The sequence below is a fragment of the Cupriavidus sp. 09_S30 genome, assembly GCF_056930435.1.
The window spans coordinates 2905426-2932135 of record NZ_JBXOWI010000002.1; the positions used below are offsets into that span (position 1 = coordinate 2905426).

A 26710-nucleotide genomic window follows, 5' to 3' on the forward strand; every position below is an offset into this window, starting at 1 on the left:
CAAACGGCTTGGCGCTTATGTGTGTGTCATGCCCGCCCGGCTTTCGCCATGGGCAGCGACGGGACTGCCGGGCGGGGGCTCAAAGCCAGTCGATATCGTCGAAGCCGCGGTGCAGGTAGCCGCCCTTCTCCCAGGACGACCCTTCGTAGCCCAGCAGCGGCCATACCGCCTTGTTGTTGTAGAGACCGGTCACCAGCTCGCCGCGGACCTTCTGGAAGAAGGGGGTGCTTTCGATCGCCTGCAGCAGCGCGACGCGGTCGGCCTCCCGGGCGACTTCCGCATAGGGCTTGCCATAGCGCTGGCGCGCGGCGGCATCCAGGTCGGCCACACCTTGCTGCAACAGCGCACGGGCCTTCTTGTCCCCCGCCGCCTCCTTTTCCAGCGGGGCGACCGCATCGGCGTAGTAGCGATCGGACAATTTGTCATGCGGAAAGACATCGCGCGACATCACCACCAGCGTGCGGGCGGTGGCCGGGCCCAAGGCGCGGAACGATGCGGTGAGGGCCTCGCGCGGCGGTTGCGCCAGCGCGTTGGGGGTGATGATCGTGACACCGATGGCGGCCAGGCCGCTGCCGCGCAGGAAGCCGCGGCGCGACACGGTGGGCTGCTTGACCAGGGTGCGCATGGCCGCGCTGCTTGGTCGGGAAGATTTCATAGCTCTTGTCTCCGTTCTCCGTTGCAGTGCGGGACGCACCCGCAACTGCGCTCGTAACTGCCTCTGTCAGTGCCTAAACAAAGCGGACTTGGCTGGGTTGGCTGCCCTCCTGGCGTGGCGCACGACGGCTGCGGGAAATGCCTTCCGGCAGCCGCTCCGCCCCGCGTTCGCCTAGTACGTCGATCAGCATGTGATGCAAGCGCTCAGCGAGCACGGTGGCCAGCAGGGGCGCACCCAACTCATCGGCGCAGGACGTGGTGCACGCGCGCAGGCGGGCGGCGTCTTCCGGATCGCTGCCGAGGGCGTCGCACAGCAGCGGCCAGTCGGGGGGCGAGATGAGGGTGCCCGAGGTCAGCAGCACGCCGGTGCGCCGCCGTATCTGCGCCAGGCCGACGATCTTGCGTTGCCTGACGACCACCTCCCAGGGCGAGAGCCCGCCGAAGCAGGCCCACTTCAGCCCGTCTGCCGGCGGGGCCAACCGCACTTCCTCGGGTGGCACGGCATACGCGGCGATGCCGAGGTCACGCAGCAGGCCGGCATGCAGCATGCCCAGCCACCGGTAACTGGATACCGTGCCCGTGCCCACCAGCGCATGGTCGGGCGGCAGCACGATCGAGGCGGACAGCATCCACGGCCCGGTAAGCACCGCACCACCGCCCGAGTCGCGTTGCACGAACGGCGTGACGGCGCCCACCAGACGGTCCTGCATGGCAGCCTGTGAACACCCCAGCACGATGCCCGGCGCTGCATAGCTCCACAGGCGTACCGCCGGCCGCCGCACGGGCTGCGCCAGTGCGGCGCGGTTCCAGGCTTGCTCTTCGGCGCAGCCCACGCCGCTGGCGAGGAAGGCGGTGGCGAGCATCACAGGCCTTCCACGGTTTCCAGCCGCGTCTTCAGGTCAGTCAGGAAGCGCGCCGCAGGGTAGCCGTCGACGGCACGATGATCGAACACCAGATGCAAGCCCATCATCGGCGCCACCGAAATCCAGTCGTTCTTGACCACGGCGCGCTTGACGACCCGGGTCACGCCCAGGATGGCGGCCTGCGGTACGTTCAGGATGGGCGTGAAGCTGTCGATGCCGGTCATGCCGAGATTGGTCACGGTGAAGGTGCCACGCTGGTAGGCGCTGGCCGGCAGCGTGCCGGCACGCGCACCCTCGGCAAGGCTGCGGCTTTCTGCCGCGATGTCGCCGATGGACTTGGTGTCGACATCGCGCAGTACCGGGACCATCAGGCCTTCGTCCAGGCTGACCGCGAGCCCGAGGTTGATGTTTGGCATCAACTCGATCTCTTTCTCCAGCACGCGCGCGTTCAGCCGCGGATGCTGGCGCAGCGTCAACGCCACCGCGCGCAGCACAAAGGCCGTCAGCGTGACCTTGCACCGCGGCCCGAGCTTTTCCTGCTCCGCGTGGCGCGCCAGTTCCAGCAGCGTCACATCCACCTCAATCGAATGCGCCACCCTTGGTACAGCCCAGCCGGCGCTCATATTGCGGGCGATGGCACCGCGCATGCCGCTCAGGGGCACGGTACGGCGCTCTTGGTCCACGCCTGCCGCGGCGGGGCCGCTCAGTACGGAAGCAAGGCTGTGGCTCATGATGTCGGCTCCAGCCGAGCCAGCACGGCGCCGCGCCCGAAGGTGTCCTGGGCAGCGACAGCGAGGGCGGCCACCACGCCGCCCGCCGGCGCGGTGATCTCATGCGTGGTCTTGACAAGTTCGACCACGCCCAGCACCTGGCCCGCGCTGACGCTGTCGCCCGGCTGGACGAGCCACTCCTGCAACAGGGCTTCGGTACCGTCTTCCACGTCTTGCCAGACGGCGTCGGCCATCGTTACGTCGATCATGCTGCTTCTCGCTTCAGTTGATAGGAAAGAGGGTGGTCCTGCACCAGCGCCCGAACCTGGGCGACGATGCCGTCGACCTGCGGAATCACGAATTGCTCGAGCGGGCGCGAGAAGGGGATCGGCACATCAGGCACAGCCAGCCGGCGCACCGGCGCGCGCAGCGCTACCCTGTCGAGGTTCTCCGCCACGATGGCGGCGATCTCACCGGACAAGCCGAAGCTGAGGTAGTCCTCGTCGGCCACCAGCAGACGGCCGGTCTTGGCCACAGACCGCAGCACGGCTTCGCGGTCAAGCGGCACGATGGTGCGCAAGTCGATGACCTCGGCCTCAATGCCTTCGGCTGCCAGTTGCTCGGCCGCCAGCAGCGACTTCTGCACCATCTGCGACAGCGTGACAATGGTCACGTCGCGGCCGCTGCGCGCCACCCGGGCCTGGCCGAAGGGAATGGCATAGGATTCTTCGGGAACGGCATTGGTGCTGCCCTCGAAGTACGACATCCACGACAGGCCCATGATGCCCTTGTGGTAGCAGAACACCACCGGGTTGTCGTCGCGGATGGCCTGGATCATCAGGCCCTTGGCGTCATAGGCGTTCGAGGGCACCACCACCTTCATGCCCGGCATGTGGGCGAAGCTGGCATACAGGCATTGGGAATGTTGGGCAGCATCGTTGTAGCCGCCGCCGATACCGGTCATCACCACGGCCGGCAGTGCCACCCGCCCGCCCGACATATAGGTGTTCTTGGCCAGGTGGTTGTAGATCTGGTCGAAGCACACGCCGAAGAAATCGACGAACATCAGTTCCGCGATCGGACGAAGTCCTTCCGCGGCAGCGCCGATGGCCGCGCCCATGAAGGCCGTTTCGGAGATCGGCGTATCCATGATGCGCTCGGGGCCGAAGCGGTCCAGCAACCCGGTGGTGGCACTGAAGATGCCACCGTACTTGCCAATGTCTTCGCCCATGACGAAGACGCGCGAATCGCGCTCCATTTCCTGGCCGATAGCCTCGGCGATAGCCTGGGCCATGCTGAGCGTGCGCGTGCCCTGGGCCGCGTCTTGTGCGGTTTGCATACTGGTCTCCTGTCTGATCGGATACGAGGCTTACTGCACGAAGACGTGCTGCAGCGCGTCGCTGGGTGCGGGATAGGGGCTGTTGCGCCCGAATTCGTACGCGGCTTCGACACGGGCGGCAACCGCTGCGCGCATTGCGGCTTCAGCGTCATCGCCGAGCAGCCCGCTGGTGCGCAACTCGGCGCCGAGGATCCCGATCGGGTCAGCGCTGCGCAAGGTCTTGGCCTCATCGCGCGGGCGATAGGTTTCCGGGTCGCCCTGGAAGTGGCCGAGATAACGGTCGGTCTTGACCTCGATCAGGGTGGGGCCGTCACCGCGCCTCGCGCGCGCCACGGCCTCGCCGGCGGCACGGTAGACGGCCACTGCGTCATTGCGCTCCACCAGCACGCCCGGCATGCCATAGCCAGCGGCGCGAATCTCATTGGTAGGCACTGCGGTGGATGCGGTTTTCTCCACCGAGATGCCGTACTTGTTGTCCTCGCAGACAAAGATCACCGGCAGCTTCCATAGCGCAGCCAGGTTCAGCGATTCGTGAAATGATCCCTGGTTGGCCGCGCCCTCGCCAAAGAAGGACACCGCGACCCAGTCCTTGCCGAGTTTGCGTGCGGCGAGCGCGGCGCCGCAGGCCTGCGGCGAACTCGCACCGACAATGCCGCTGCAAGAGAACTTGGTCTCGGCATGGAACAGGTGCATATGGCCACCCTTGCCGCGGCCCAAGCCCGTTGCCTTGCCGAACATCTCGGCAGTCATGGCATCGAGCGGTACGCCCTTGGCAATCGCGAAGTGGTGCGATCGGTGGGCGCCGACCACCGTGTCTTCGGGCCGCAGGTGTGCGCAAACGCCCACGGCGACCGGTTCCTGTCCGGCCGACAGGTGCATTTCGCCCGGCACCGGGCCGGCACCGATGTCGAAGGCCAGGCCTTTCTGGATCTTCGGCGGCAACTTGCCTTCCAGGTAGACGCGGGCCATGGTCTCTTCGTACAGCCGGATCTCGATCATCTTCTCGTACATCCACAGAAGATGGCTGCGTGTGGGTTCCATCTGATGTCTCCTCTTGCTTTCGCATGCGTTTCAGCGACCGGCGCCTTGCCGGACGGCCAACTATTGCAAGAGAGATGCCAGCGTCGACGCGCGCGCTTCATGGCATCGGTGGAAGGCTGCAAAGCCCGGCAGGACGCGGTTCTTCGGGATGGGAGAGAGCCTTTTTCAAGGAAGTGGACAGCTGCCTTGTCGCAGCAGGCGACGAGACAAATGTCTCGTCGAGCGCGACACTTGTCGCGGTGCGCCGAGCCGACTGAGGGTCGTCGCCGGGATCGTGGCGCATCGCACAAATTGCACAAACGAAGCCGTGCCCGGTCCGTCATGCCGGCGTCCCGCGCTTGCTGCGCTGCAGGCCACAAAGCGCCTTCGCAAGCGGACTTCACACGCCATCTTCACTGGCATGGTTCCTGCGGAATGGTTGCTGCACGAAGGCCATGTCAGGCGCGACGCCGCGCGGCCTCCGTCGCAAACCGTTCAAACCACGATGGAGACGCAGCCGTGAGCAAAGAAGATTCGGTGCATCAGTCAAGCATGAAGGCCGCTGTATGGCGCGGTCGCCGTGATGTCCGCGTTGAGGAGGTCCCCGCTCCCGGGACACCCGCCGAGGGATGGGTAAAGATCCGCGTGCATTGGTGTGGCATCTGCGGCTCGGATCTGCATGAATATCTCGCGGGCCCGGTGTTTATACCGGTCGATCAACCCCACCCACTCACCGGCCTGAAGGGACAGTGCATTCTCGGCCACGAATTCAGCGGGGAAATCGCTGAACTCGGGGCTGGCGTTACCGGCTTCAACGTTGGCGAACACGTCGCCGCTGATGCCTGCCAGCATTGCGGGAAATGCTATTACTGCACCCATGGCCTGTACAACATCTGCGAAAACCTTGCGTTCACCGGACTGATGAACAACGGTGCATTTGCGGAATACGTCAACGTGCCTGCGGAACTGCTCTACAAGCTGCCGGAAGGCTTTCCCACGGAGGCAGGCGCGCTGATCGAACCGCTGGCGGTAGGCCTCCATGCGGTAAAGAAGGCCGGCAATATCGTCGGTCAGACCGTTGTAGTGGTGGGCGCCGGCACCATTGGCCTATGCACGATCATGTGCGCCAAGGCAGCCGGCGCAGGGCGGATCATCGCGCTGGAAATGTCGTCGGCGCGCAAGAAGAAGGCGCTGGAGGTCGGCGCCACCGTCGTCATTGATCCGAAGGAATGCGACGCGATCGCGGAGGTCAAGGCGCTGACCGGCGGCTACGGAGCGGATGTGTCATTCGAGTGTATCGGCAACAAGGCCACGGCCAAGCTTGCCATCGACGTGATCCGCAAAGCGGGGAAATGCGTGATGGTTGGCATTTTCGAAGAGGCAAGCTCATTCAATTTCTTCGAGATCGTCGCGACGGAAAAGGAGCTGATCGGATCACTCGCCTACAACGGCGAATTCGCCGATGTGATTCGCTTTATCGCAGATGGTCGCATCGACGTACAGCCGCTGATCAGTGGGCGGATCTCCCTCGCCGACATTGTGTCGCAGGGCTTCGAGGAACTTGTCAACAACAAGGATGGCAACGTCAAGATCATTGTCCAGCCGATTGGCAGATTCGATGGGCAGGTTGACGGCCTGACCGCCTGACACCCACATCGATCACCCTCGCACGCAGCATCATGTCGTAGAACGCGCCCGCCATCGACAAGGCGCTGCGTGCGCCCTCGCCCCCGATATCCATGAGCATCCGGTGCGGCCGATGGTTGGCCGGTCGCCCGGAGTCAAGGCAAGGTCAGCGTCCTGACGATTTGCGCGCCCGTGCAATGCATCACGTTGCGGGCTTCACCGCACGACTCCGATTCACTTGAACGCACGCCAAGCCACGAAACCAGGGCCCGCGCCAACCCGACCGCAAGGAGCCCCATCAAGCGGGCCAGTATACTTATGCCCTTATACGGCCTACGCCAAGCAACAAAGGATCCAACATGAGCACGCTTCCCCCCTGCCCCAAATGCAACTCCGAGTTCACCTACGAAGACGGTGGCCTCTTCATCTGCCCGGAATGCGCCCATGAATGGTCCGCGCAGGCAGCAGCGCCCGCCGAATCGGAGGCCCGGGTTCATCGCGATTCCGCCGGCAATGTCCTTCAGGACGGAGATACCGTCACGGTCATCAAGGATCTGAAGCTGAAGGGATCCGCTGGTGTGGTCAAGATGGGTACCAAGGTGAAGAACATTCGCCTGGTGGACAGCGACCACGATATCGATTGCAAGATCGATGGCTTTGGCGCCATGAGCCTGAAATCGGAGTTCGTGAAGAAGGTTTGACGGAAGGCCGGCACAGCGTTGCGGGCAGTTGGCCGACTGCTTTGCACCTGCGGGCGGCGGACCGCCGCCCGCCCACTGTGCGCCTTCTGAGCACCCACTGAGCACCCGGCAGCGGGTGCATCCCGCTGCTCTATTGACCTCCGACCGTTGGACGCGGCCTTCCAGCGCATGGCTCGCGCGCCGCGATCAGCGGGACGCTGTGCTGCACCCAACTGCGCGGGAAGTCTACCTGCCCGTATGTCAGTATGTCGTGGTCTGCAAGCGTCCATTGAGATAGACGCTCTTGGCCACCGGCAGCGGCCGGCTGCGCTCAGGATTTGTGGCTGGATCGGAGGAAGCCATGCCCTACGCGGCCAAGGCCGCCATGGACCAAGGCATGCCCCCCACGCGAAACGGGATCAAGCGATTCGATTGAGTCCGCACCAGCGCGCAATGAACCACGCGATGACGGTGGTCAATTGCACCACGTCGGTGATGGCAACGGACTCGTCGATGCCATGCATGTTCTTGCCCGGAGGGCCATAGCAGAGCGCAGGCGTGGTTCCATACAGGTTGAAGAACTTTGCGTCGGTCGTGCCGGCAAAGCTGATGAACGATGCAGGGGCATTCAACACTTCGGCGTGGCATTCCCGCAGTGTCTCGATCAGCGGAATGTCCCGGTCAAGCGCGAACCCATCGGACTTGAAACCACGATTGGTGATTGCCCAATGAAACGCTTCCTTATGCGGGTGCGCTTCGAATGCTTCGTGAATGGCCCCCTTCACGGCTTCGATGGCTTCGTCCGCGCTCATGCCCGGGTAGTAGCCGATGCGGATCTCTGCGTGGCAGCGCGTCGCTACCGATGAGGCCCACTCGCCGCCGTTGATGACGCCCAGGTTGAAGTTGATGGGGTGGTGAACGTCAGCGAAGCGGTGGTGGCGGCAGCACGGCTCGTTCCACTTTGCTTCGAGTTTCTTGATTGCCTGGTACAGGTACCAGACGAACTCAATCGCGCTGCACCCTTCCGTGGCCAGGGCAGCGTGTGCGGGCAGGCCGCTGACATCCAGGTCGAACCAGGTCACGCCTGCCTGGGTATCCATGATGCAGCCGGAGGTCGGTTCCGGAATGATCGCCGCGTCGGCTTCGTAGCCTCGCATCAGGCACGCCAGCGCGCCATTGCCGGTGCATTCCTCTTCGATGACGGACTGCAGGTAGACCGGCGCCGCCGGTTCGTAGCCCATGTCCCTGAGCAGTTTGAACGCCTTCGTGTAGGCCACGATGCCAGCCTTCATGTCGGAGGCGCCTCGGCCGTAGAGGCGACCGTCCACCACCGCCGGCTCGAAGGGGGGGCGAGTCCATAGCGCCTCGTCACCTACCGGCACGACGTCGATATGCCCGTTCAGGATGAGCGAGCGGCCATGAGTGCCATGCTTCGGCTTGTGCACGCCGATGACGTTAGGCCGCCCGGCATAACTTGTGATGGCGGGCGAATAGGCAGGGTGTTTCGCGATGGCCTCATCGTCGACCTCGAACTCGTCGATTTCCAGGCCGAGCGATTCGAATACCGAACGCATATAGGATTGCGCCGGGCCTTCATCGCCCAGCAGGGAAGGAATGCTGACCAGACGCTCCAGCATCGCCACAATCTCGTCTTGCGCGCCATGGACCTTGTCCTTGAGTGCCTCGACGCTCAATTCAGCGCGAGAAATTCCGCTTGTTGCGCTCATACCGCAAACTCCAGTGAATATTCGTGGGGGACGTGTTCAATCGCTAGCGGCTTCAAGCCGCTTGCTGCCGACGGCTACGGACGAGGAGCGCGCTGATGCAGGCTGCGGAGATCAAGGCGGTGCAGGCATAGGCGGCTGCCAGCGGCACCCAGTTTCCGGGGAATACCTCGGCCAGAATGGTGCCGAGCATCGGCGTCAGCCCACCTGCAATCGCGGCGCAGCCCTGGTAGGCAATCGACACAGCCGCATAGCGGACTTCCGTGGGAAACAGCGATGCCGAGAAGCCGGAGATGGCCGCATAGAACGACGCGCCGAAGATGATGTTGATACCCATGCCCAGAAGAATCGCTTGCATCGTTCCGACATTGATCAGCGCATACATGGCGAAGGCGGTCACGACCGTCGACAAGCTCGTGATGATCAGGAACCGGCCGGTGCCGACGCGGTCTGCCAGCCACGCGCCGACCGGCGAAATGCACAACTGCATGACCGTGGTAATGAAGATGCAGTCCAGGATCATGGTGCGAGGCAGGTGCAGATACTGCGTCGTATAGGTGAGCATGAACACCGAGCCGAAATACACTGCCGCGATGCCCAGCGTATTCGCGCCGGCCGCCAGCAGGAGTTGCACGGGCATCTGCCGGATCACGCTCCATGCGGAGTTCCGCTTCGGTGCACGTTTGCGCGCTTGTTCGAACTCGGGCGTCTCGTCCACACCATGCCGGATCAGCAGTCCGACGATCATCAGGGCTGCGCTGGCCAGAAACGGCAGTCGCCACCCCCAATCCATCAGCGCATCCTGCGGCAGGGACATGATCGCGCGAAAGGCCAGGATCGAGAGAATCATCCCGGCGGGGCTTCCCATCTGCGGCAAGGAGGCGAAAAACGTTTTGCGCCCTTCGGGGCTATGCTCGGATGCGACCAGTACCGCGCCGCCCCATTCGCCGCCGACCGCGATGCCTTGTGCAATGCGCAGCACTACCAGCAGGACCGGAGCGAGGATGCCTACCTGCTTGTAAGTCGGCAATAGCCCGATCAGCACGGTCGAGACCCCCATCAGCAGAAGCGTGGCGACCAGCACGTTGCGGCGGCCGATCCGATCGCCCATGGAGCCGAACAGCACGGCACCCAGGGGCCGCGCGAAGAATCCGACGGCGAATGTGCCCAGGGCGCCCAGGGTGGCAAGGAAGGGATTGCCGGCGGGAAAGAAGATCTGCCCGAAGATCAGGGAGGCGCCGGTGGCGAAGATGTAGAAGTCATACCACTCGATCGTGGTGCCGACGAATGCACCGAGCCCCGCTTTGATGGGCTGGCGCCGCGGCACCCGAACCACCTCGGGAATGCTGTCGGCGGCAAGGGATTGGTTGCCGGGGTTCATGCGGGCTGTCTCCTTTTATCTAATAGCCCCGGATATTAGATAGCCACGACGATGCAATCCAATGCGAAATTTCGGCGATATCGATGCAGGCATTGCATAATAACCAAACATCTTTCTTCCAGTGCATTTGCGAGGCGTCCGGATGGACATCAAGAAGCTGCAGCATGCCGTGGCGCTGGCCGATACGCTTCACTTCGGCAAGGCCTGCGAACTGGTCAACCTGAGCCAGCCGGCGTTCTCACGAAGCATCAAAGCACTCGAGTACGAGCTGGGCGTGACGCTGTTCGCGCGCGACGCGCACGGTGTGCAAATCACACCGTATGGACAAACTGTGGTGGCGCGTGCGCGGCGCATCCTCTCCGATACCGTCCACATGCGCGACGAGATCCGCCATATGGTCCGGGGAGAATACGGAGAGGTCACCATCGGCCTGGGCGCGACGCCGGCAAGACTGCTCGCGGCACGCCTGATCGTGGAGGGCGGCAAGCTGGCCGAAGGTTCCCGCATCTGCATTCGCCGGGGTGCGACTGAGCGCCTGTTGCAGATGCTGCATGAGGGGCTCCTGGACTTTTTCTGCGCGGACATCGCTCCGCTCGATGTCCTGGAGGACCGCGGCAACCTCGAGATCCGGGATCTGCCCCAGTGGCCCATCGGCTTTTTTTGCCGCGCGGGACATCCATTGGCCAAAGGGACGGCCGTCTCGCTGTATGCGCTGAGCCGCTACCCAATCGCCAGTACGAGCCTGTCACCGTTCGCCCTTGCCAGCTTGCAGCGCCACTCGGCCATGAAGGAGAGCTTTTCGACGCGGATCAGCATGGAAAGCGACAGCTTCGAAGACATCCTGCTGGCCACGGCACACAGTGACGCGATCCTGCTGGCCAGCCGTCCTGTGGTGCGTGATGAATTGCGAGAGGGAAAGCTGGTGGAGGTGGAGCTTTCCGTTCCCGTTCAGGGGGGCGCCCGCTTCGGAATCGTGACGAGAGCCGGGGTGCAGGCTGCCCCGCTCACCGCCCGCATGATCGATTTTGTGGCGCAGGCATTCCGGTCTTTTGCACAAGACAGCGGAGCGCCGCCGGCACTGGATGGCTAGGCCTGCGCATCATGGGCGCCTGTCCTCATGCTCGCATGCGACGACATGAACACGCCTGGCTCCGTCACTGCGACCGGGAACTGGCCGCGTATGAGGCGCTTCGCCGATCCTGGCCACAGGTCGGCGAAGACTGCCTCGAAGACTGCCTAATAGATATAGATATCCAGCGACCCATCACGCGAACGCCGGCCGACATGGCTTCCATGGACCGGTGAGACCACTGAGGGGCCTGGCTGCGCCCTGTCTTTACTTTGCAAGGGCCCGGGCGAGCACCGCAAGGGCTGCGTCGAACTGCGACTGCGGGATGGTCAGCGGATAGAGGAAACGGATCACGTTGCCGTAGGTGCCGCAGGTCAGCAGCAGCAGGCCGGCCTCCATCGCGCGCTGCTGCACGCGCTTTGCTTCCTCCGCGCTCGGCGCGCCAGTGGCATCGACGAATTCCGCTGCCACCATCGAGCCGACGCCGCGCACTTCCGCCAGCGCGGGGCAGTACGCGCGTGCCTCATCGAGGTGTCGGCGGAGTTGCTTGCCAAGCGTGTCGGCGCGTTCGCACAGGGATTCTTCCGCTATGACGTCAAGCACAGCGTGCGCGGCCGCCACGGCCAGCGGGTTGCCCGCGTAGGTGCCACCCAGGCCGCCAGGCAAGGGCGCGTCCATGATCTCCGCGCGCCCGCACACGCCTGACAGCGGCATGCCGCCGGCCAGGCTCTTGGCCATGGTGATCAGGTCCGGGCGCACCTTGTAGTGCGACATGGCGAACAGCTGCCCGGTGCGGCCGAAGCCGGTCTGGACTTCGTCGGCGATCAGCAAGATGCCGTGCCGATCGCAGATTGCGCGCAGGCCTTCCATCAGCTCCGCGGGAGCGGGCTGGAACCCGCCCTCACCCTGCACCGGCTCGATGATGATGGCAGCCACCCGGCCCGGCTCGACGTCGGTCTTGAACAGGCTTTCAATGGCATGCAGCGACTGCGCGGTGCTGACCCCGTGCAACGCACTGGGGAAGGGTACGTGGTAGATGTCCGACGGAAAGGGGCCGAAGCCGACCTTGTATGGCACGACCTTGCCGGTGAGCGCCATGCCAAGCATGGTGCGGCCGTGGAAGCCGCCGCTGAAGGCAATCACGCCGGGGCGACCGGTGTAGGCGCGGGCGATCTTCACCGCGTTCTCGACGGCCTCGGCGCCGGTGGTGAACAGGGCGGTCTTGGCCGGCCCGTCGACGGGCGCCAGCGCGTTGATGCGCTCGGCCAGTGCCACGTAGCTCTCGTAAGGCACGATCTGATAGGCCGTATGGGTAAACCGCTCCGCCTGGGCTGCCACCGCCGCCATCACGCGCGGATGACGATGTCCCGTGTTAAGTACGGCGATGCCGGCAGCAAAGTCGGTGAAGGCGCGGCCTTCCACATCCCAGAGCGTGGCGTTCTCGGCCTGCTCTGCATAGAAGTCGCACATCACGCCGACACCGCGCGGCGTGGCGCTGGCGCGGCGCTGGTTCAGTTCGAGGTTGTTCATTGTGGGGATCTCCGTTGATGTCTGTGGTCGGCCACTAGTTGACCGCCCGGCGGAAACGCGAGCTAGCGAACGGGTGGCGACCGGCGTGATCGCATTTCATCCAGTTTTGGCCCTACAATCGAGTGCCAAATCAATAAATCTAATGGTGCCAATTTGAGTTCGATCTGCGCTGACCTGCTGCTTCAGCGCCTGGGCGGTGACGGCATCGCAGCACTGGGCAAGCCGCTCAACCGGGGCCTGTACGAGTGCATCCGGGGGGCTATCCAGGACGGCAGCCTGAGCCCGGACATGCGTCTGCCGCCGTCACGCGACCTGGCGGCGGAGCTGGGTCTCTCCCGCAATACGGTGATGTTTGCCTACGAGCAACTGCTGGCCGAAGGCTATGTGCACGCGCGCACCGGCCGCGGGACCTTCGTTGCCAGCACCGCCCCGGAGCGCTACCTCAATGCGGGCGAGCCGCTTGCCGGCGCAGCGCGCCAGACGGAAATGCCGGGCCTGTCGCCGCGCGGCAGGCGCCTGCTCTCCAGCGCTTCCGCTGCGACCACACAGTGGGGCGCCTTCATGCCGGGGGTGCCCGACGTGACACGCTTCCCGCACCAGCGCTTTGCCCAGATCACGGCGCGGCTGTGGCGCCGGCCGCCCCCCGAATGGCTCAGCTACAGCCAGGGCGGCGGCCTGCCCGCGCTGCGTGCCGCGCTGTCGGAGCACCTGCGGGTGGCCCGCTCGGTGCATTGCGAACCTGGACAGGTCCTGATCACGGAAGGTATCCACCAGGCCATCGATCTCGTCCTGCGCCTGCTCGGCTCGCCTGGCGACCACGCCTGGGTGGAAGAGCCCTGCTACTGGGGCATCCGCAGCGTGCTGGAGATGAACGAAATCGTTCCGCAGCCGACGCCTGTCGACGAAGAGGGGCTGTGCTTGCCCGAGGACGACACCACAGGGCATGCGTGCGCGCCGCGCTTCCTCTTCGTCACGCCCTCGCACCAGTATCCGCTGGGGGCGGTCATGAGCCTCAGGCGCCGCCGTGCACTGCTGGAACTGGCGCGCCGGCATGGCAGCTGGATCGTGGAGGACGACTACGACAGCGAGTTCCGCTACGCCGGCCAGCCCATTCCTTCGCTGCAGGGACTGGAGCCGGACGCGCCGGTGATCTACATCGGCACCTTCAGCAAAACGCTCTACCCGGGACTGCGCATGGGCTACCTGGTGCTGCCGCGCCGGCTCGCCGCAGATTTCCAGACCGGCCACAGCGAGCTGTACCGCGCCGGCCACCTCATCACGCAGGCCGCCCTGGCAGAGTTCATCCGCAGCGGCGAGTATGCGGCGCATATCCGCCGCATGCGTTTGCTGTACGGCCGGCGCCGCGCGATCCTGACGGGGCTTATCGAGCGCTACCTGAGCCCGGGCGCGCTGCATCCGTGCGACAGCAATGCGGGCCTGCATGTGGTGCTGCGCCTACCAAACGATGCCGACGATGTGGCCATCGCAGCGAAGGCAGGACTGAATGGTGTCGTGGTGCGGCCGTTGTCACGCTACTTCATCGGAGGCGGCGCCGTGCAACGCGGGCTTCTCCTGGGCTATGCCTGCGTGCCGGAGGAGGAAATCGGGCCCGCGTTCGAGAGATTGCTCGCCTGCCTGGCGCCTGCTACGAAACTGCGTTGAAGTGCGCGCTGCCGCGATCCCCTACGAGGCGCGATCGACGACGATCTCCACGCGCCGGTTCAAGGCCCGGCCTGCCTCGGTCCGGTTGTCGCCGACCGGCTCCGCTGACCCACGGCCAACGGTCGATACCCGCGATGGCATCAGGCCACGTGCCTGCAGATATCGCGCAACGGCCATTGCCCTGGCTTCCGACACTGCCCGGTTCAACGCCTGGGAACCCGCCGGTCCCAGCGAGTCGTCGGCATGCCCGACCACGGAAATCCGACTTGCGGTATCGGCCAGCACCGCCGCGACCTGATCAAGTTGCTGAGTCAGTATCAGAGTGAGGTCGGCCTTACCGGCTGCAAAGCCGGCGTCGCCGCTGAATGCGAGGTAGATCCGATCCCCCCTCCTGTCCATGCTGATGACACCGGTGGCGAGCCCTGGTGCCAGCCAATGCCAAGCGCTCCTCCAGCGGATCTCGTTGGGCAGCGATCTGGGCCGAGAGCTGGTCCACCCTTTGTGCCAGGACCTGACTGTCCGCATATTGGCGATACGCGAGATAGGCCAGCGCCGCGATCAGCAAGACGCCGATCAGGACCAGAGGCCACCTTGCAGGCATGCGGGCGCCTGCAAGGTGGCCCGCGATGGGATCGGCCGGAGGCAAACCACGCCAATGCGGTAATCCGCGGGGCCCGGCGGGGTGTCTGTGCGAGCGCGCTACCGAGCGGATGGCTGGCAGCGTATCGGCGAGCGACACGCCACGTTCATCCTGCAACCCACGCTCGATCAAATGCCCGATGACTTCCAGGGCATCGGCATGCGCTGGCGCGTCTTCCTGCAATCGGGCGAGCCAGGCCCGGCAGTGCTGCCCGCCGCTGTTTTCGCCATAGCCCTCCCTCAGCAGGCCGTGTTGAAGCCACATGCCCTTGCATTGGTTCGCGCGTCCGCGCACACGGCTTCCCGCCTGGTCCAGCGCTGCGCAGAAACAATAGTGAATCGCCTCGACGTCCTCCCACGCCCTGGCGGCTGCGTCGCAGGCTTGCCGGAATGCCGCCAGCCTTGCCCGTGCTTCCGCTTGCAGCGCGTCCAGCCGGGCGGGCGACTCCAGCTCGGGCGACAGTTCATCGAGCACCCAGAACAACGGCTGCGCCAGTCTGAGCAGGTGATTCTGGGAAAACGGCACATGCATGGGCACCATCATCCGGACCTCCCGGGGCATTGAAAGCCTTGCAGCAGACCGGTCGTCCATGGGTTGGCCAGGCTCCCGGTCTGGATATCGAGCTTGGCCTTGCGGCCATCGAACTCATACTCGGCCAGGAAGTGGCTGGCGGTGGCCGAGCCAGCCAGCTTGCCCTTGGCAATGACTCGCATCAGCGCCCACGGACCGTTGGCGGCCAGGGTCGAGGTATCCGGGCGGACGCGCGGGCTGGCGGTGATCTCCGCGCCCTGCCCGCCACGCGGCCCTGGCCAGGTCACCTTGAGCGGGGCGACCGGACCATGGACATAGCGTTGGCTTTGTCCATCGAAATCCATGTTGAGCTCAACGATCTCGGGATCGAACTCGACCACCTTCAGGTCGACTTTCCAGGCCATCTTCCTGGCCCCCGGGTCACGGAAAAACACCTCGCGGATCGCCTTGGCGCGCTGGAACGGCACCAGGCTCGGGCCGGCGACCGGCGGCACGTCCGGAGCCGTCAGCTTGTAGCGCCAAGGCGTGATGGTGGTGTCCACGTGCGGCGCCAGCACCTTCTGGAAGAAGTCGTCCAGCACGCCGCCGGCGGCGAAGATGCGCGCGAAATCCTCCGGGTCGACGTCCTGCATCGAGGTTGGCGCGAACGGGTACTTGCCGTCGATGGCGCTGCGGCAGCTTTCTCCGATGACGGCATCCATCTGCGCGATCAGGATGTCGCCGACGCCCTTGTTGACATCCCGTGTCCCCTGCACCACCAGATCGGCCAGCACCGACTTGAACGGTGCCGGCAGCTTGGCCGCCTCCATGCGCAGCTGGGCGGCGGCATCCGCGGGCGGCGGCAGGGTACGGGTGATCAAGGCATTGTTGGCCACAACCAGACTGGTGTAGTAGGCATTGACCATGCCGGCGATGGCGTCCAGCTGCGACTTGGCGGCGCCGGACTGCCCGCCTGCGGCGACCACATCCGCCTGGCCGGTGACCACCTCGCGCAGCGCGGCGAAGCGCTGGTCGACGATCTCGCGTTCCTGGCGGGCTTCGGCGCGCGCCGTCAAGGCGCCGGCCTTATCGGTCTTCTTTTCCAAGGCAGACAGTGCCTTCTCGGCCAACGACCTGTCCTCTGGATCGGCCATTGGCCGGCTGAGCGTGGTCTCTTGCACTGCCTCCCGCGCCAGCCTGGCCAGTGGAGAGTCCGGGGCGGCAAACGTTCGCAGGATCTCAAGATCGAAGGCCAGGTTGTTCCCCGTTACGGTCCGGATATCGCCCAGGAATGTCTCCCAGTACCGGGCATATTCTTCCAGGTAGAGACGCCGGATCTCCCGCGCCATCGGATCATTTCCGCTAAGCCGTGCCGCGGCGCCCTCCAGTGTTTTTTTTTGAGCGCTGGCCCCCGCTTCCCTGCCCATCACCCAGGCATCAGCCGCCTGAGCCTTGCCGACGAATTCCGCCAGCCGGACATTGAACAGCTCGTGATAGCCGGCATACGTGAACAAGCCAGGGATACCCCGCTCCAGCGACTCGCCGCTGGCCCGGGTGAATACGATGCCGGCCTGGGGCCCGACCGCACGCACCAGCGTGAAATCCTGCGGCGCCTCTTCCATCATGGCTGCCTTGGCGCGGTCGTACAGGCGCTCAACTGAGGTGTTGCCATCCAGGAACTCCCGCGCCGAGCGGACCAGCGCCTCGTTCCTGGGGGCGGGCGACACTACCGCCCGACTGCCTTGCAGCAGGCTGTCCAGGTGTTCGAGGACAGCCACCCGCCCACCGAAGGCATCCGCGCCGTCGCCGTTCGCCCAGTCGCTTTGCACCCAGTTACGCACGTCGGCCGCATTGAACTTGCCCTTGTTGTGCAGCATCAGGTAGACCCGCAGGGTGTCATAGGTTCGCTTGGCATCGCGCTGCTTGACGGCGGTGGCCAGCACCGATTCCACCCTCTGCACCAGATAGGGCACCAGCAGCTTGTCCTCCAGCCAGGCGTGGGCCCGGCCAGACACGTCCCGCACAGGCGGCGCGCTGTAAAGACCATAGCGCCAGTCGCCGGCGGGGTCGGCCAGATCGAGGCCAGCATAGGCTGGCAGATCGCGCGCCGCGGCCAGCACCCCGGGTATCGCGTCAGGTTGCGGCTTCTTGTAGTAGGCGGTCATCGTGGTCGCCAGCGCCTTGGCTTTCTCCTGCCCCATTTCCAGGTAGCCGAGGTTGCTGCCGAAGCTGATGTAGAGCGCCGCGGACAGCCACAGGAAGACCACCAGCGCCAGCGCTGGACTGAGCAGGCGCAACAGGCGGAAGCGGAACTCCCAGCGCAGGTTCGGCTTGACCAGATGCGATTCGGGCACGATGACGCGCTTGAAGACATCCTGCAGGAAGTAGCTGCGGTTGCCCCCGGCAGTGCCGGTCGTGACCTCGACAGCCTGCGCGCCGGGTACTGCATTGCCTTGCAGTTGCCGGAGCAAGGTCCCCGCATCCGCGACTACGGCATCTCCGCTCTGCGCGGCGCTGGTGAAATACACCCCGCGCAGCATGGCTTCCCGTTCGGTGCCGTCATAGCGCGAGTCGAGGAAGATCTGCTCCAGCATGGCGACAAGCGGCTCGGCCAGGCTGTCGAGCTCGTCGAGCAAGGCAAGGAGCGACTTGCGCCGGCCTAGGTCGAACTCATCGTACAGCCGGCCATCCATCCCGGCTTGCAGCCGCGCGGCCAGCGCGCGCATCTCGTCGCCGCACTGGGCCGCCAATTCCACCGCCGGCTGTCCGCGCCGGCGGCGGTTCATGAGCGGCAAGGTGAAACCCCACGGCTGGGCCCGCCCTTCGCTGGTCAGGTACTGGAAGTAGTCACTGAAGCCGGCAAGCTGGTCGAGCTTGGTGATCACCACATAGATGGGAAAGCGGATCCCCAGCGCCTCGCGCAGTTCGGCCAGGCGCGCCCGGATGCTGGCCGCTGCGCCAATCCGCGCCTGCGCCGAATAGGCGAGCAGATCCGTCACGCTGATCGTGACCAGCGCGCCGTTAACCGGCGCGCGGGGACGGTGCTTGCGCAACAGGCCGAGAAAGCCCATCCATTCGGCCGGGACGGTTGCCGATCCTTGCGCCTGCGCGGTATAGCAGCCCGCGGTGTCGATCAGGACGGCCTCGTTGGTGAACCACCACTGCGCTTGCGTCGTCGCCCCGCGAGTGCGTGCTGCCTGGCTCATCTGCTCGGCGATGGGAAACTGCAGGCCCGCATTGAGCAAGGCCGTCGTCTTGCCCGCTCCCGGCGCGCCCAGCATCATGTACCAGGGCAACTCGTAGAGGTAGCGGCGCCCCTCGAACAGCCGGCCGATCCGGCTACCGGTCCGCATGCCTTTCAGCTGGCGCAATGCGGCCTGGATGGCAATTTCGAGCTTGGCGATCTCCTCCTTGGCTACCACCTCCTGGCGTTTCCCGCCGAAATTCAGCAGGCTCTGCACGAAGGTTTCGTCGCCGCGGGCGCGTTGCCAGAGCAAGTACAGCAAGTAAGCGGCGAGCAGGAAGACGAGCGATGAAATCAGCAGGATGCGGGCCGATTCCGACGCCAGCGGATGGCTGGTGCCCATGGCAAGCAGAGGCCCTGCGTTCCAGATCAACAGGCAAAGCGCGGCGACCGCGATGATGGAAAGCCGCCATTTCAGCAGCCAGAAGAGCGCGAGCGCCAGCAACAGCGCGATGACCGCGACTCTTGCCCCGAGGCCCGCCAGCGGATACATGCCGCTGATGCCGATCAGCGGGCCGATCCACCAGATGGCGGCGGCCGCCAGCAGCACGGCAACAAGCGCAAACGCGTGCCGCGAGAAGAGCACGGTAGCGATTCGAGTGAAGAACTTCATGCCTTTACCCCGCTGACTGCGTGACGACAATCTCAACCCGCCGATTCTTCGCGCGGCCGGCCGGCGTGGCGTTGTCGGCCAGCGGCTCCGAGTCACCCTTGCCGACCGCTTCGAGACGCCCCTTGGCCACGCCCTTGCTGGCCAGGTACTCGCTAACGGTTGCCGCCCGCTCTTCGGACAGCACCTGATTCGACGGGAATGCGGCCGTCCGGATGGGAACGTTGTCGCTGTGGCCGATCACCGTCACCTTGCCGGGTACCTTGTTGATCTCCCCCGCCACCTTGTCCAGCAGCGGCAGGATCCTGGCGCTGACATCGGCACGCCCGCCATCGAACATGTCATCGCCGCGGAACGTGACCGCGCTGCGCGTCGCGTCCTCCTGTACGCTGACGACGCCGCGCGCGATCTCCTCCTTGAGCAGCGCGGCCAGCCTCGCCGTCTTTGCCGGCAGCGGTGGCGCGGCAATCTTGGTGATGGCAAGGATCTGCTGCTCGAGGTCATGCGTACGGCGCAGCAACTGGTACTTGTACCAGGCGAACTGGGCAAGGAGCGCGAGCGCCAGCACCGAGACCGTGACCCACATCGGTATCGCGCGCAGGTGGCCCAGCCGGCCGGCATCCGCGCCCTGCCAATGGGGCGACAGCTCGCGCGGCACGCTCCCGCGCGCACCGCTGATCATATGCAGCAGCCGCTGCCGGATCGCATCGAGCTGGCGATGACCATCGGCTGCCCCGGCATAGCGGCCCTCGAAGCCAAGCGACAAGACCTGATAGATCACCTCGATCACGTCCAGGTGCTCCGCTGGGGCTTCCACCAACCTGCCCAGCAACTGGAACACCTTCTCGCCACCGCCGGTCTCCCCGTGGAACTGGATCAGCAGACTGTTGTTCGCCCAGGTATCCTGCCCCCACGGCGCCCGGTTGGCTGCCTCGTCCAGCGCCGTGCACAAGCAGAATCGCGCCGCCATGATGTGCTCGCGCCGGATATCGGCGCGCTCGCAGACCGTCTGGAAATCTCGCGCCTCTTGCGCCAGAAGCGATTTCCACGTGACGGCCTCGTCTTGGCGCAGCGATGCCGGCATGTCTGCCAAGGCACGCAGCAGCGGGCGTGCCGCAGCCAGCAAGGGATTGACTGCGCGCGAGACTTCCTCCACCCGCTGCTCGATGGACTTGCGCGCATCGTGCGGCTCGGCCGGGCCTGCCGCCGCGGCGCCCGGGCTTGCCTCGTCCGTCCTGGCAGGACGCTGTGGCACCGGCGCATCCAGCGCGGTACTCCCCGTTGTCATCGGCGCTGCGCTCATTGCCGTACTCCCCACAACTCCATTTCCAACTCGGGAAAGGTGCCCGCCACATGCAAGGCCAGGCCGCCATAGCGTTCAACCTGCTCCCACAGCGGGTGCTGCTGGGACAGCTCGAAATACACGTAGCCGGCATGGAACGGAATCTGGCGCGGCGGTACCGGCAACGGCTGCAAGGGAACGCCAGGAAGATGGGAGCGGATCAGCTCGGGCAGGCGCTCGGACGGCCCGACCTTGGTCTGCGCCGGGAATTGCTGCAGCAACAGATCCGCCGGCACCTGGGCCTTCACCGCCAGCACGACGGTGGCAAAGCGCTTGATCTCGCTGGGCTCCAGGACCGCCAGCTGTATTTCGTGGGATTGCCCCTTGATCTCTATGCGCTGCGCTGCGCGCTCCAGGACCACGTTCAGCAGGAGGCGCAGATCGTCAACCAATGGCTTCAGGCAAGCATGCGGGGCATCATGGCGATAGGCCGGGTGCGCCATGGGCCGGCGGGTATCGGTACGCACGAAGGTGGACAGCTCGCCCGACAGCGCCGCCAATTGCAGATAGAGCATTTCCGGCGACGCGGCCTTGGCCTCCAGCAGATGCGTCAGAACCGGTTCGTACCGGTTCAGCAACTGGAGAATCAGGTACTCGGACACTTCGGCGGCGTCTCCACCCCGCGTGCTGGCCGCGGCCAATCGCTTTGCCATCGCATCGGCGCGCAGGTGCAACAGGCCATGGACCTCGGTGAGCCAGGTGTGCAGCAACGCGCTTGCGGCGTAGACATTCACCGGCGGGATCCACCCGGCATCCAGGCGGGCGCTCCCGTCCGCTCGAATCTCCGTGACCCTGGTCAGGGGAAGACCGATCCAGGATTCCGATAGCTCCTTCTCGGGCAGCAGGCGCAGCCGCAGGTCCGCCAGCTGCACCAGCTTCGGGCCTTGCGCGATCGAATTGGCATCCGGCAGCTCTTCCTCGAAGACCCGGTACCGCGCGAGCGAATCGGGTGCATCCTCGAAGTTGGTCTCCTCGGCGTTTGGCGCGCGAATCGGCACGGCCAGGTAGATCGTCTGGTTCAGGTGTTCATGCCGAAGCGCCAGCGGCGCCGGCAGCGCGGTGTGCGCAGGCGCGTCGAACGGCGTTCCGTCCTGGAAGATGCCTGCGGCGCCCGAGAGGACCAGCTTTCCGAGCGATAGCGCTTCCGCATCGATCGCGAAGTGGTGGAACCCCCAGAAGAACGGGCTCAATGCAGCGGCGCGCTTGTGGGCAAAATGCTCCAGGTAGCGCTCCTGCTGCTGGAAGAGTTGCGGGCGCAGGAACAGCCCTTCGCTCCAGACGACTTTGTTGTACCAGCTCATGGAATCAGTCAGGTTTGGAAACTGTAATCGATTGCTGGTCCAATACGACCTGCAGCTTGACCTTGCGCGCAGGAATCACGGCGCGATACCACGCCGCCTGCGGCGCGGGTGGAAGTGGGTAGGCGCTGCGCCAGGTCGCCTTGCCAAGCTCGCGGTAGCCAACCAGGAAGCCGAGCGCTTGCGTATCGGCGTTGAGCTTGCGCTCGATGTCGCGAGATTCGCCCGGGCGCAAGATGAACTCGTCACGCACGAGCAGATCCTGGGCCAGCAGGGTCCGGTCCGACGATTCCAGCGAGAAATAATCCGCTTGCTCGAACGCGTTCGGCGTCTTGAGTTCATAGACGCGGACCAGCACCGGGGCCGCTCGCCCTTTGTCGTCCGGGTTGACCGTATCCTTGGCCTGGATCGCCAGGTCGAGTTTCATCTGCTCTGGTTGGGCCGGCGTCGTGGAGCAGGCAGCAAGCGCAAGCGACACCGCCAACCACATCAGAAGCCACGCCCATCTGCGCTTGGACGTGGTGGATTGCGCAACGGTCTTCATGCTCGGGCCGGCTGGCTGCCGATCAAGACGCAGCCGCACTCGCCCATGTCCCCCGCGCATGCCATAGGGATGCCATCGACCTTGGACCGGCCGGCCACTTGCACGATCCGATTGATGCCGTGCGGGCGCCCATCGGCATAGCACTGCGGGCAGTTGACGAGGTCACCCAGACGGGCGATGGCCCTGCCTCGAATCTTGCTGCTTGGCGACCCGCTGATCACCACGCCGCCATGGGAGGTGATATCGCCTACGGTGATGATGTCTGCGGACATACTAGGCTCCTGTCTGAGTGGACCCGGGTTGAAATAGAGGCGGCGCTGTTCTGCTCGCGCAATGCAGGGGCCGTCAAGCGCGGGAAATCTCCCGGCATGCCCTCCATTGAGAGAACAGCGCCGCCCATGGCTTGCGCTTAGCGCATCGAAGAGGCGGCCACCAGGCCAGCAATGCCAAGCGGCACAAGCGGAATGGCAAGGATGTTCAGGACACCATCCGCTGCCACCGACAGCGGCGTGAGCAAGACCAGCGCCGACTTGCCGCCGGGCGGCAGCTCTTCCCTGATATCCACGCTGTACGATTGGTTGAAGTGCTTGGCAAGCGCGGAGGGCATGGTGAATTCCTTGGCGCTATAGCGCGTGCCGCTCAGATTGAACGACAGCGCCATCTTCCCACCCGAGGCTTTCCAGAAGCCGAATGACTGTGCGAGCTGCTGGCTTTGGTCGCCTGCCTTATCGGACAAAAACAAGGTAAAGTCGCCACTCAGCTTGGCATCCGGCGTGACATTGAATTGCCCCATGCGCGCCACCACGTCCGGATGCAGGGGCGAGTTGAGAACCTCGACCAATCGCGGCGGGGTATCGATGATGTAGTGATAGGCAGGGCCAATCACCACAATCTTCTTCCCATCATTCGTGATCAGGATCTGGCTGACCGTCTCCGAGTAATTCTTGTACTCCGTCTTTGAAGCTTCCGAATACAGGGACTGGGTGACCGGCGTCCAACATGCCCCCAGCGCAAGCAGCGGCAGTGCCGAAGCGGCAAGAAATAGTCTGCGATTCATTTCTGTTCCTCGTTGGTTGAAAAAACGCAAAAACGCATCGGCACCAGACCCTGGTTCGGCACCGCCAATCCAAACTGCGTCTATTGGGTTCAGCGGCCAGGGCCAAGGCTGCCCGCCATTGCTCCTCATTGCTTATCTGGCCGTTTGCCGAACCACGGCAGATAAGCACTGGTGCGCCCGCCCGAACGCGGCCACTTCTTGGGCGGCTCGCGCTTGACCCAGCCCGGCGGCGGGGCCACCAGTACACTCCAGGCATCGTTCGGGTTGGTGGCACTCGTCACCACCGCGCTGTGGCCGGTCTGGTCCGCGTAGGCCGTGGCGCGCGCGATGTTCAGCCCGGCGCTGGCCGCGCGCAGCCCGCCGATGGCATGCTCCGAGACGCTGCGCACATCCTGGATCTGGTCCAGGTCCGGCCACTGCTGGTGCACAGCGGCGCGCAGCGGCTTCATCAATGTGTTGACGTTGCTCGCGTGTTTGTCCACGTCGTGATAGAGGCGCCCGACCGGGTGATCTTGCGGGGCTGCGGCCTGCATGGTCTGTAGCAGGCCGCCCCAGGCGCCGCCCGGGTCGGCGGCCTTGGCGCCGATGCCGCCTTCGTGCTGCTGCGGGGTATAGATGGCCGACAGCGGCGCGTAGCCCCAGTCCGCGCTCGGGTGGCCCAGGATCAGCAGGATGGCGTTTTCGTCGGTGCGCCCGCCCTTGGGGTAGCCGGGCGCGTCCATGGTGTAGACCCACACCGTCTTGCGCGGATTGGCGTTCAGGTAGGCGATCGCCTCTTGCAGGTCATAGAAGCCCACCGTTTCCTCGCCGGCCATGACCGTGACGTCGGGCACCTTGGTCTCGGGATAGAGCTTCAGGCTCATCGCCTCCGCCTCAGCAAAAATCTCCTTGGTGAACAAGCGCCGCGCGGCCTTCAGCGTGAAAATGGGCAGGCCGATGGCCATCTCGGCGTCAACACCCAGGCCACGCCGTGGTCTGCCATCGTCGTCATACATCTTGAACAGCATGTCCGGAAAGCGCGCTTCGGCATGGTCTTCGTTTTCGGCCAGAATCGACGGCGCGGGCAGGCCGAGCCGGAAGTGATCCGAAAGGCGGTCGCTACCATTCCGATACCGCTCCTCCTTGATATAGGTCGGCGTATTGATCCACGCGCGGGGCATGCCCGCAAGAACACGGATGTCGCCAAAGTCGGGGCGGTTAGTGCCGTTGTGGATCGAGTAGAAGTAATTCGGGTCCACCGCATACTGGTAGCCCATCGGGTACAGCGGCGGACGGATCATGGCGCGCAACGGCTTCCAATAAACCGGATTGGGGTTGTCGTCCGACCAGACTACGCGCACGGGGTGCACCAGCACACCGGTGGGGTCGCCCAGCTTCAGTTCCGGGCTGTCAGTGTCGTTCGGGTTGCGGTCGGCCATGCCCTGGGTCCACAGCAGGTTCCAGTGGGTGGGGTAGTCGATCCACATCAGCGGGCTGCGCCAGACGATGCCCATGACGTAGGCGGCGGGCGCGTTGGAGCCGGTGGCAGGCGGGGGGCTGACGGCTAGCGGATACGGCGTCGGCTGGCGGGAGTATTTGGGTCGGGACCTGCTGGTCGTGCAGGCGGTCAGGACGAGGATGGCAACGACGAGCGTTACCACCGCCACCCAAGCCATTGCACGATTTCCTAAGAACAGGCTTCGCATCAGTCCCTCGCTCATTCACTTCTTACCGGTACTACCAGTACGCTTGCCAAACCACGGCAGATACGCACTGGTCCGTCCACCCGCACGCGGCCACACCTTCGGCGGCTCGCGCTTGACCCAGCCCGGCGGCGGCGCCACCAGTACGCTCCAGGCATCGTTCGGGTTGGCGGCGCTCGTCACCACGGCGCTGTTGCCGGTCTGGTCCGCGTAGGCCGTGGCGCGTGCGATGTTCAGTCCCGCGCTGGCCGCCCGCAGCCCGCCGATGGCGTGCTCGGAGACGCTGCGCACGTCCTGGATCTGGTCCAGGTCCGGCCACTGCTGGTGCACAGCGGCGCGCAGCGGCTTCATCAATGTGTTGACGTTGCTCGCGTGTTTGTCCACGTCGTGATAGAGGCGGCCGACCGGGTGGGCTTGCCGGGCTGCGGCCTGCATGGTCTGCAGCAGCCCGCTCCAGGCGCCGCCCGGGTCGACGGCCTTCGCGCCGATGCCGCCTTCGTGCTGCTGCGGGGTGTAGATGGCCGACAGCGGCGCGTAGCCCCAGTCCGCGCTCGGGTGGCCCAGGATCAGCAGGATGGCGTTTTCATCGGTACGCCCGCCCTTGGGGTAGCCGGGCGCGTCCATGGTGTAGACCCACACCGTCTTGCGCGGGTTGGCGTTCAGGTAGGCGATCGCCTCTTGCAGGTCGTAGAAGCCCACCGTTTCCTCGCCGGCCATGACCGTGACGTCGGGCACCTTGGTCTCGGGATAGGCCTCCAGGTCCATCGCCTCCGCTTCGCCGAAGATCTCGCTGGTGTACAGCCGCCGCGCGGCCTTCAGCGTGAAGGTGGGTAGGCCGACGACCATATCGGCGGGGTGGCCCATTCCGCGCTGGGGCTTGCCACGATTGACGTACATCTTGGTGAACAGATCCGGGAAGCGCGCCTCGGCATGGTCTTCGTTCTCGGCCAAGATCGACGGCGCCGGCAGACCCAGTTCAAAATGCTCGCCAAGGCGGTCGCTGCCATTTCGATACCGGACCTCCTTGATGTAGGTCGGCGTATCGATCCATGCGCGGGGCATGCCGGCAAACACGCGGATGTCACCGAAGTCCGGGCGGTTGGTGCCGTTGTGGATCGAGTAGAAGTAGTTCGGGTCCACTGCATACTGGTAGCCCATCGAGTACAGCGGCGGACCGATCAGTTCGGTCATGGTTAGCCAATAGACCGGGTTGGGGTTGTCGTCCGACCAGACCACACGCACCGGCCGCACCAACACTCCGGTGGGATCGCCCAGCTTAAGCTCCGGGCTGTCGGCGTCGTTCGGGTTGCGATCGGCCATACCCTGCGTCCACAGGAGGTTCCAGTGGGTAGGGTAGTCAATCCACATCAGCGGGCTGCGCCAGACGATGCCCATGACATAGGCGGCGGGCGCGTTTGGGCCGGTGGCGGGCGGCGGGGTGACGGCTAGCGGGTACGGGGTTGGCTGGCGGGAGTATTTGGGTCGGGACATGGCGGTTCCGGTGCAGGCAGTAGTGAGAATGGCG

The 26710-nt window shown here is 65.0% G+C and carries 23 protein-coding genes; 4 read left to right on the forward strand and 19 right to left on the reverse strand.

The window, feature by feature from the left end:
- Positions 1 to 79: 79 nt before the first annotated feature.
- The 6 genes from AC1Z3O_RS33255 to AC1Z3O_RS33280 form a co-directional block, all read right to left on the reverse strand.
- Positions 80 to 655 carry a gluconate 2-dehydrogenase subunit 3 family protein gene (locus AC1Z3O_RS33255; protein WP_483521311.1) on the reverse strand — a complete coding sequence of 192 codons (576 nt, stop codon included), beginning with the start codon at positions 653 to 655 and terminating at the stop codon, positions 80 to 82.
- Positions 656 to 728: 73 nt separating this feature from the next.
- Positions 729 to 1517 carry a lipoyl protein ligase domain-containing protein gene (locus AC1Z3O_RS33260; protein ID WP_483521312.1) on the reverse strand — a complete coding sequence of 263 codons (789 nt, stop codon included), beginning with the start codon at positions 1515 to 1517 and terminating at the stop codon, positions 729 to 731.
- On the reverse strand, positions 1517 to 2248 hold the full coding sequence (locus tag AC1Z3O_RS33265; RefSeq protein WP_483521314.1) for a dihydrolipoamide acetyltransferase family protein: 732 nt from the start codon (positions 2246 to 2248) through the stop codon (positions 1517 to 1519). The genes AC1Z3O_RS33260 and AC1Z3O_RS33265 overlap by 1 nt, the downstream gene beginning before the upstream one ends.
- Positions 2245 to 2496 (reverse strand): lipoyl domain-containing protein, encoded by a 252-nt coding sequence (locus AC1Z3O_RS33270; RefSeq protein WP_483521316.1) that lies wholly within the window; start codon positions 2494 to 2496, stop codon positions 2245 to 2247. Before AC1Z3O_RS33270 ends, AC1Z3O_RS33265 begins: the two co-directional genes overlap by 4 nt.
- On the reverse strand, positions 2493 to 3566 hold the full coding sequence (locus tag AC1Z3O_RS33275) for an alpha-ketoacid dehydrogenase subunit beta (RefSeq protein WP_483521318.1): 1074 nt from the start codon (positions 3564 to 3566) through the stop codon (positions 2493 to 2495). Before AC1Z3O_RS33275 ends, AC1Z3O_RS33270 begins: the two co-directional genes overlap by 4 nt.
- Before the next feature lie 30 nt (positions 3567 to 3596).
- Complete coding sequence (locus AC1Z3O_RS33280) at positions 3597 to 4607, reverse strand: thiamine pyrophosphate-dependent dehydrogenase E1 component subunit alpha (protein ID WP_483521320.1); 1011 nt, start codon at positions 4605 to 4607, stop codon at positions 3597 to 3599.
- Between the two features lie 531 nt (positions 4608 to 5138).
- On the opposite strand from AC1Z3O_RS33280, the gene AC1Z3O_RS33285 reads away from it, so the two are divergent.
- Both AC1Z3O_RS33285 and AC1Z3O_RS33290 read left to right on the forward strand, forming a co-directional pair.
- Positions 5139 to 6233 (forward strand): 2,3-butanediol dehydrogenase, encoded by a 1095-nt coding sequence (locus AC1Z3O_RS33285; protein ID WP_483522124.1) that lies wholly within the window; start codon positions 5139 to 5141, stop codon positions 6231 to 6233.
- Between the two features lie 338 nt (positions 6234 to 6571).
- Positions 6572 to 6913, forward strand: coding sequence for a zinc ribbon domain-containing protein YjdM (locus tag AC1Z3O_RS33290; protein WP_483521322.1), 342 nt, complete (start codon positions 6572 to 6574; stop codon positions 6911 to 6913).
- A gap of 398 nt (positions 6914 to 7311) precedes the next feature.
- Here AC1Z3O_RS33290 and AC1Z3O_RS33295 read toward each other — a convergent pair whose 3' ends face one another.
- Both AC1Z3O_RS33295 and AC1Z3O_RS33300 read right to left on the reverse strand, forming a co-directional pair.
- Entirely contained in the window at positions 7312 to 8619 is a 1308-nt protein-coding gene (locus AC1Z3O_RS33295; protein ID WP_483521324.1) for an ArgE/DapE family deacylase, read from the reverse strand.
- A 52-nt stretch (positions 8620 to 8671) separates the two neighbouring features.
- Positions 8672 to 9997, reverse strand: coding sequence for an MFS transporter (locus tag AC1Z3O_RS33300; RefSeq protein ID WP_483521326.1), 1326 nt, complete (start codon positions 9995 to 9997; stop codon positions 8672 to 8674).
- A gap of 142 nt (positions 9998 to 10139) precedes the next feature.
- Here AC1Z3O_RS33300 and AC1Z3O_RS33305 point away from each other — a divergent pair, with 142 nt between their 5' ends.
- Positions 10140 to 11087: a LysR family transcriptional regulator gene (locus AC1Z3O_RS33305; RefSeq protein WP_483521328.1), complete on the forward strand. Its 948-nt coding sequence runs from the start codon at positions 10140 to 10142 to the stop codon at positions 11085 to 11087.
- 246 nt (positions 11088 to 11333) lie between these two features.
- On the opposite strand, the gene AC1Z3O_RS33310 is transcribed toward AC1Z3O_RS33305, so the two are convergent.
- Positions 11334 to 12596 (reverse strand): 4-aminobutyrate--2-oxoglutarate transaminase, encoded by a 1263-nt coding sequence (locus AC1Z3O_RS33310; RefSeq protein WP_483521330.1) that lies wholly within the window; start codon positions 12594 to 12596, stop codon positions 11334 to 11336.
- A 153-nt stretch (positions 12597 to 12749) separates the two neighbouring features.
- On the opposite strand from AC1Z3O_RS33310, the gene pdxR reads away from it, so the two are divergent.
- Positions 12750 to 14258, forward strand: coding sequence for a MocR-like pyridoxine biosynthesis transcription factor PdxR (pdxR, locus tag AC1Z3O_RS33315; RefSeq protein ID WP_483521332.1), 1509 nt, complete (start codon positions 12750 to 12752; stop codon positions 14256 to 14258).
- A gap of 21 nt (positions 14259 to 14279) precedes the next feature.
- Here pdxR and AC1Z3O_RS33320 read toward each other — a convergent pair whose 3' ends face one another.
- The 10 genes from AC1Z3O_RS33320 to AC1Z3O_RS33365 form a co-directional block, all read right to left on the reverse strand.
- Positions 14280 to 14657: an OmpA family protein gene (locus AC1Z3O_RS33320; protein WP_483521334.1), complete on the reverse strand. Its 378-nt coding sequence runs from the start codon at positions 14655 to 14657 to the stop codon at positions 14280 to 14282.
- Positions 14593 to 15441 carry a DotU family type IV/VI secretion system protein gene (locus tag AC1Z3O_RS33325; protein ID WP_483521336.1) on the reverse strand — a complete coding sequence of 283 codons (849 nt, stop codon included), beginning with the start codon at positions 15439 to 15441 and terminating at the stop codon, positions 14593 to 14595. The genes AC1Z3O_RS33320 and AC1Z3O_RS33325 overlap by 65 nt, the downstream gene beginning before the upstream one ends.
- Positions 15438 to 19265, reverse strand: coding sequence for a type VI secretion system membrane subunit TssM (gene tssM, locus AC1Z3O_RS33330; RefSeq protein ID WP_483521337.1), 3828 nt, complete (start codon positions 19263 to 19265; stop codon positions 15438 to 15440). The genes AC1Z3O_RS33325 and tssM overlap by 4 nt, the downstream gene beginning before the upstream one ends.
- A gap of 4 nt (positions 19266 to 19269) precedes the next feature.
- Complete coding sequence (gene tssL, locus AC1Z3O_RS33335; RefSeq protein WP_483521339.1) at positions 19270 to 20565, reverse strand: type VI secretion system protein TssL, long form; 1296 nt, start codon at positions 20563 to 20565, stop codon at positions 19270 to 19272.
- A complete protein-coding gene (gene tssK / locus AC1Z3O_RS33340; RefSeq protein WP_483521341.1) occupies positions 20562 to 21905 on the reverse strand; it encodes a type VI secretion system baseplate subunit TssK in 1344 nt (447 codons plus the stop codon). The genes tssL and tssK overlap by 4 nt, the downstream gene beginning before the upstream one ends.
- A gap of 4 nt (positions 21906 to 21909) precedes the next feature.
- The gene (gene tssJ, locus AC1Z3O_RS33345) at positions 21910 to 22446 is read right to left on the reverse strand and encodes a type VI secretion system lipoprotein TssJ (protein ID WP_483521343.1); all 537 of its coding nucleotides are present in this window, start codon (positions 22444 to 22446) and stop codon (positions 21910 to 21912) included.
- Positions 22443 to 22718, reverse strand: a complete 276-nt coding sequence (locus AC1Z3O_RS33350) for a PAAR domain-containing protein (RefSeq protein WP_483521345.1) — start codon at positions 22716 to 22718, stop codon at positions 22443 to 22445. The genes tssJ and AC1Z3O_RS33350 overlap by 4 nt, the downstream gene beginning before the upstream one ends.
- A gap of 137 nt (positions 22719 to 22855) precedes the next feature.
- A complete protein-coding gene (locus tag AC1Z3O_RS33355; protein WP_483521347.1) occupies positions 22856 to 23503 on the reverse strand; it encodes a hypothetical protein in 648 nt (215 codons plus the stop codon).
- Between the two features lie 125 nt (positions 23504 to 23628).
- The gene (locus AC1Z3O_RS33360) at positions 23629 to 25158 is read right to left on the reverse strand and encodes a hypothetical protein (RefSeq protein WP_483521348.1); all 1530 of its coding nucleotides are present in this window, start codon (positions 25156 to 25158) and stop codon (positions 23629 to 23631) included.
- Positions 25159 to 25203: 45 nt separating this feature from the next.
- Positions 25204 to 26676 carry a hypothetical protein gene (locus AC1Z3O_RS33365; protein WP_483521350.1) on the reverse strand — a complete coding sequence of 491 codons (1473 nt, stop codon included), beginning with the start codon at positions 26674 to 26676 and terminating at the stop codon, positions 25204 to 25206.
- Between the last annotated feature and the right edge of the window lie 34 nt (positions 26677 to 26710).

Excerpts from the sequence above, each read along its gene's own strand:
- AC1Z3O_RS33255 (WP_483521311.1), bottom strand. The coding sequence starts at position 655 with ATGAAATCTTCCCGACCAAGCAGCGCGGCCATGCGCACCCTGGTCAAG.
- AC1Z3O_RS33260 (WP_483521312.1), bottom strand. The coding sequence starts at position 1,517 with ATGCTCGCCACCGCCTTCCTCGCCAGCGGCGTGGGCTGCGCCGAAGAG.
- AC1Z3O_RS33265 (WP_483521314.1), bottom strand. The coding sequence starts at position 2,248 with ATGAGCCACAGCCTTGCTTCCGTACTGAGCGGCCCCGCCGCGGCAGGC.
- AC1Z3O_RS33270 (WP_483521316.1), bottom strand. The coding sequence starts at position 2,496 with ATGATCGACGTAACGATGGCCGACGCCGTCTGGCAAGACGTGGAAGAC.
- AC1Z3O_RS33275 (WP_483521318.1), bottom strand. The coding sequence starts at position 3,566 with ATGCAAACCGCACAAGACGCGGCCCAGGGCACGCGCACGCTCAGCATG.
- AC1Z3O_RS33280 (WP_483521320.1), bottom strand. The coding sequence starts at position 4,607 with ATGGAACCCACACGCAGCCATCTTCTGTGGATGTACGAGAAGATGATC.
- AC1Z3O_RS33285 (WP_483522124.1), top strand. The coding sequence starts at position 5,139 with ATGAAGGCCGCTGTATGGCGCGGTCGCCGTGATGTCCGCGTTGAGGAG.
- AC1Z3O_RS33290 (WP_483521322.1), top strand. The coding sequence starts at position 6,572 with ATGAGCACGCTTCCCCCCTGCCCCAAATGCAACTCCGAGTTCACCTAC.
- AC1Z3O_RS33295 (WP_483521324.1), bottom strand. The coding sequence starts at position 8,619 with ATGAGCGCAACAAGCGGAATTTCTCGCGCTGAATTGAGCGTCGAGGCA.
- AC1Z3O_RS33300 (WP_483521326.1), bottom strand. The coding sequence starts at position 9,997 with ATGAACCCCGGCAACCAATCCCTTGCCGCCGACAGCATTCCCGAGGTG.
- AC1Z3O_RS33305 (WP_483521328.1), top strand. The coding sequence starts at position 10,140 with ATGGACATCAAGAAGCTGCAGCATGCCGTGGCGCTGGCCGATACGCTT.
- AC1Z3O_RS33310 (WP_483521330.1), bottom strand. The coding sequence starts at position 12,596 with ATGAACAACCTCGAACTGAACCAGCGCCGCGCCAGCGCCACGCCGCGC.
- AC1Z3O_RS33320 (WP_483521334.1), bottom strand. The coding sequence starts at position 14,657 with ATGGACAGGAGGGGGGATCGGATCTACCTCGCATTCAGCGGCGACGCC.
- AC1Z3O_RS33325 (WP_483521336.1), bottom strand. The coding sequence starts at position 15,441 with ATGATGGTGCCCATGCATGTGCCGTTTTCCCAGAATCACCTGCTCAGA.
- tssM (WP_483521337.1), bottom strand. The coding sequence starts at position 19,265 with ATGAAGTTCTTCACTCGAATCGCTACCGTGCTCTTCTCGCGGCACGCG.
- tssL (WP_483521339.1), bottom strand. The coding sequence starts at position 20,565 with ATGAGCGCAGCGCCGATGACAACGGGGAGTACCGCGCTGGATGCGCCG.
- tssK (WP_483521341.1), bottom strand. The coding sequence starts at position 21,905 with ATGAGCTGGTACAACAAAGTCGTCTGGAGCGAAGGGCTGTTCCTGCGC.
- tssJ (WP_483521343.1), bottom strand. The coding sequence starts at position 22,446 with ATGAAGACCGTTGCGCAATCCACCACGTCCAAGCGCAGATGGGCGTGG.
- AC1Z3O_RS33350 (WP_483521345.1), bottom strand. The coding sequence starts at position 22,718 with ATGTCCGCAGACATCATCACCGTAGGCGATATCACCTCCCATGGCGGC.
- AC1Z3O_RS33355 (WP_483521347.1), bottom strand. The coding sequence starts at position 23,503 with ATGAATCGCAGACTATTTCTTGCCGCTTCGGCACTGCCGCTGCTTGCG.
- AC1Z3O_RS33360 (WP_483521348.1), bottom strand. The coding sequence starts at position 25,158 with ATGGCTTGGGTGGCGGTGGTAACGCTCGTCGTTGCCATCCTCGTCCTG.
- AC1Z3O_RS33365 (WP_483521350.1), bottom strand. The coding sequence starts at position 26,676 with ATGTCCCGACCCAAATACTCCCGCCAGCCAACCCCGTACCCGCTAGCC.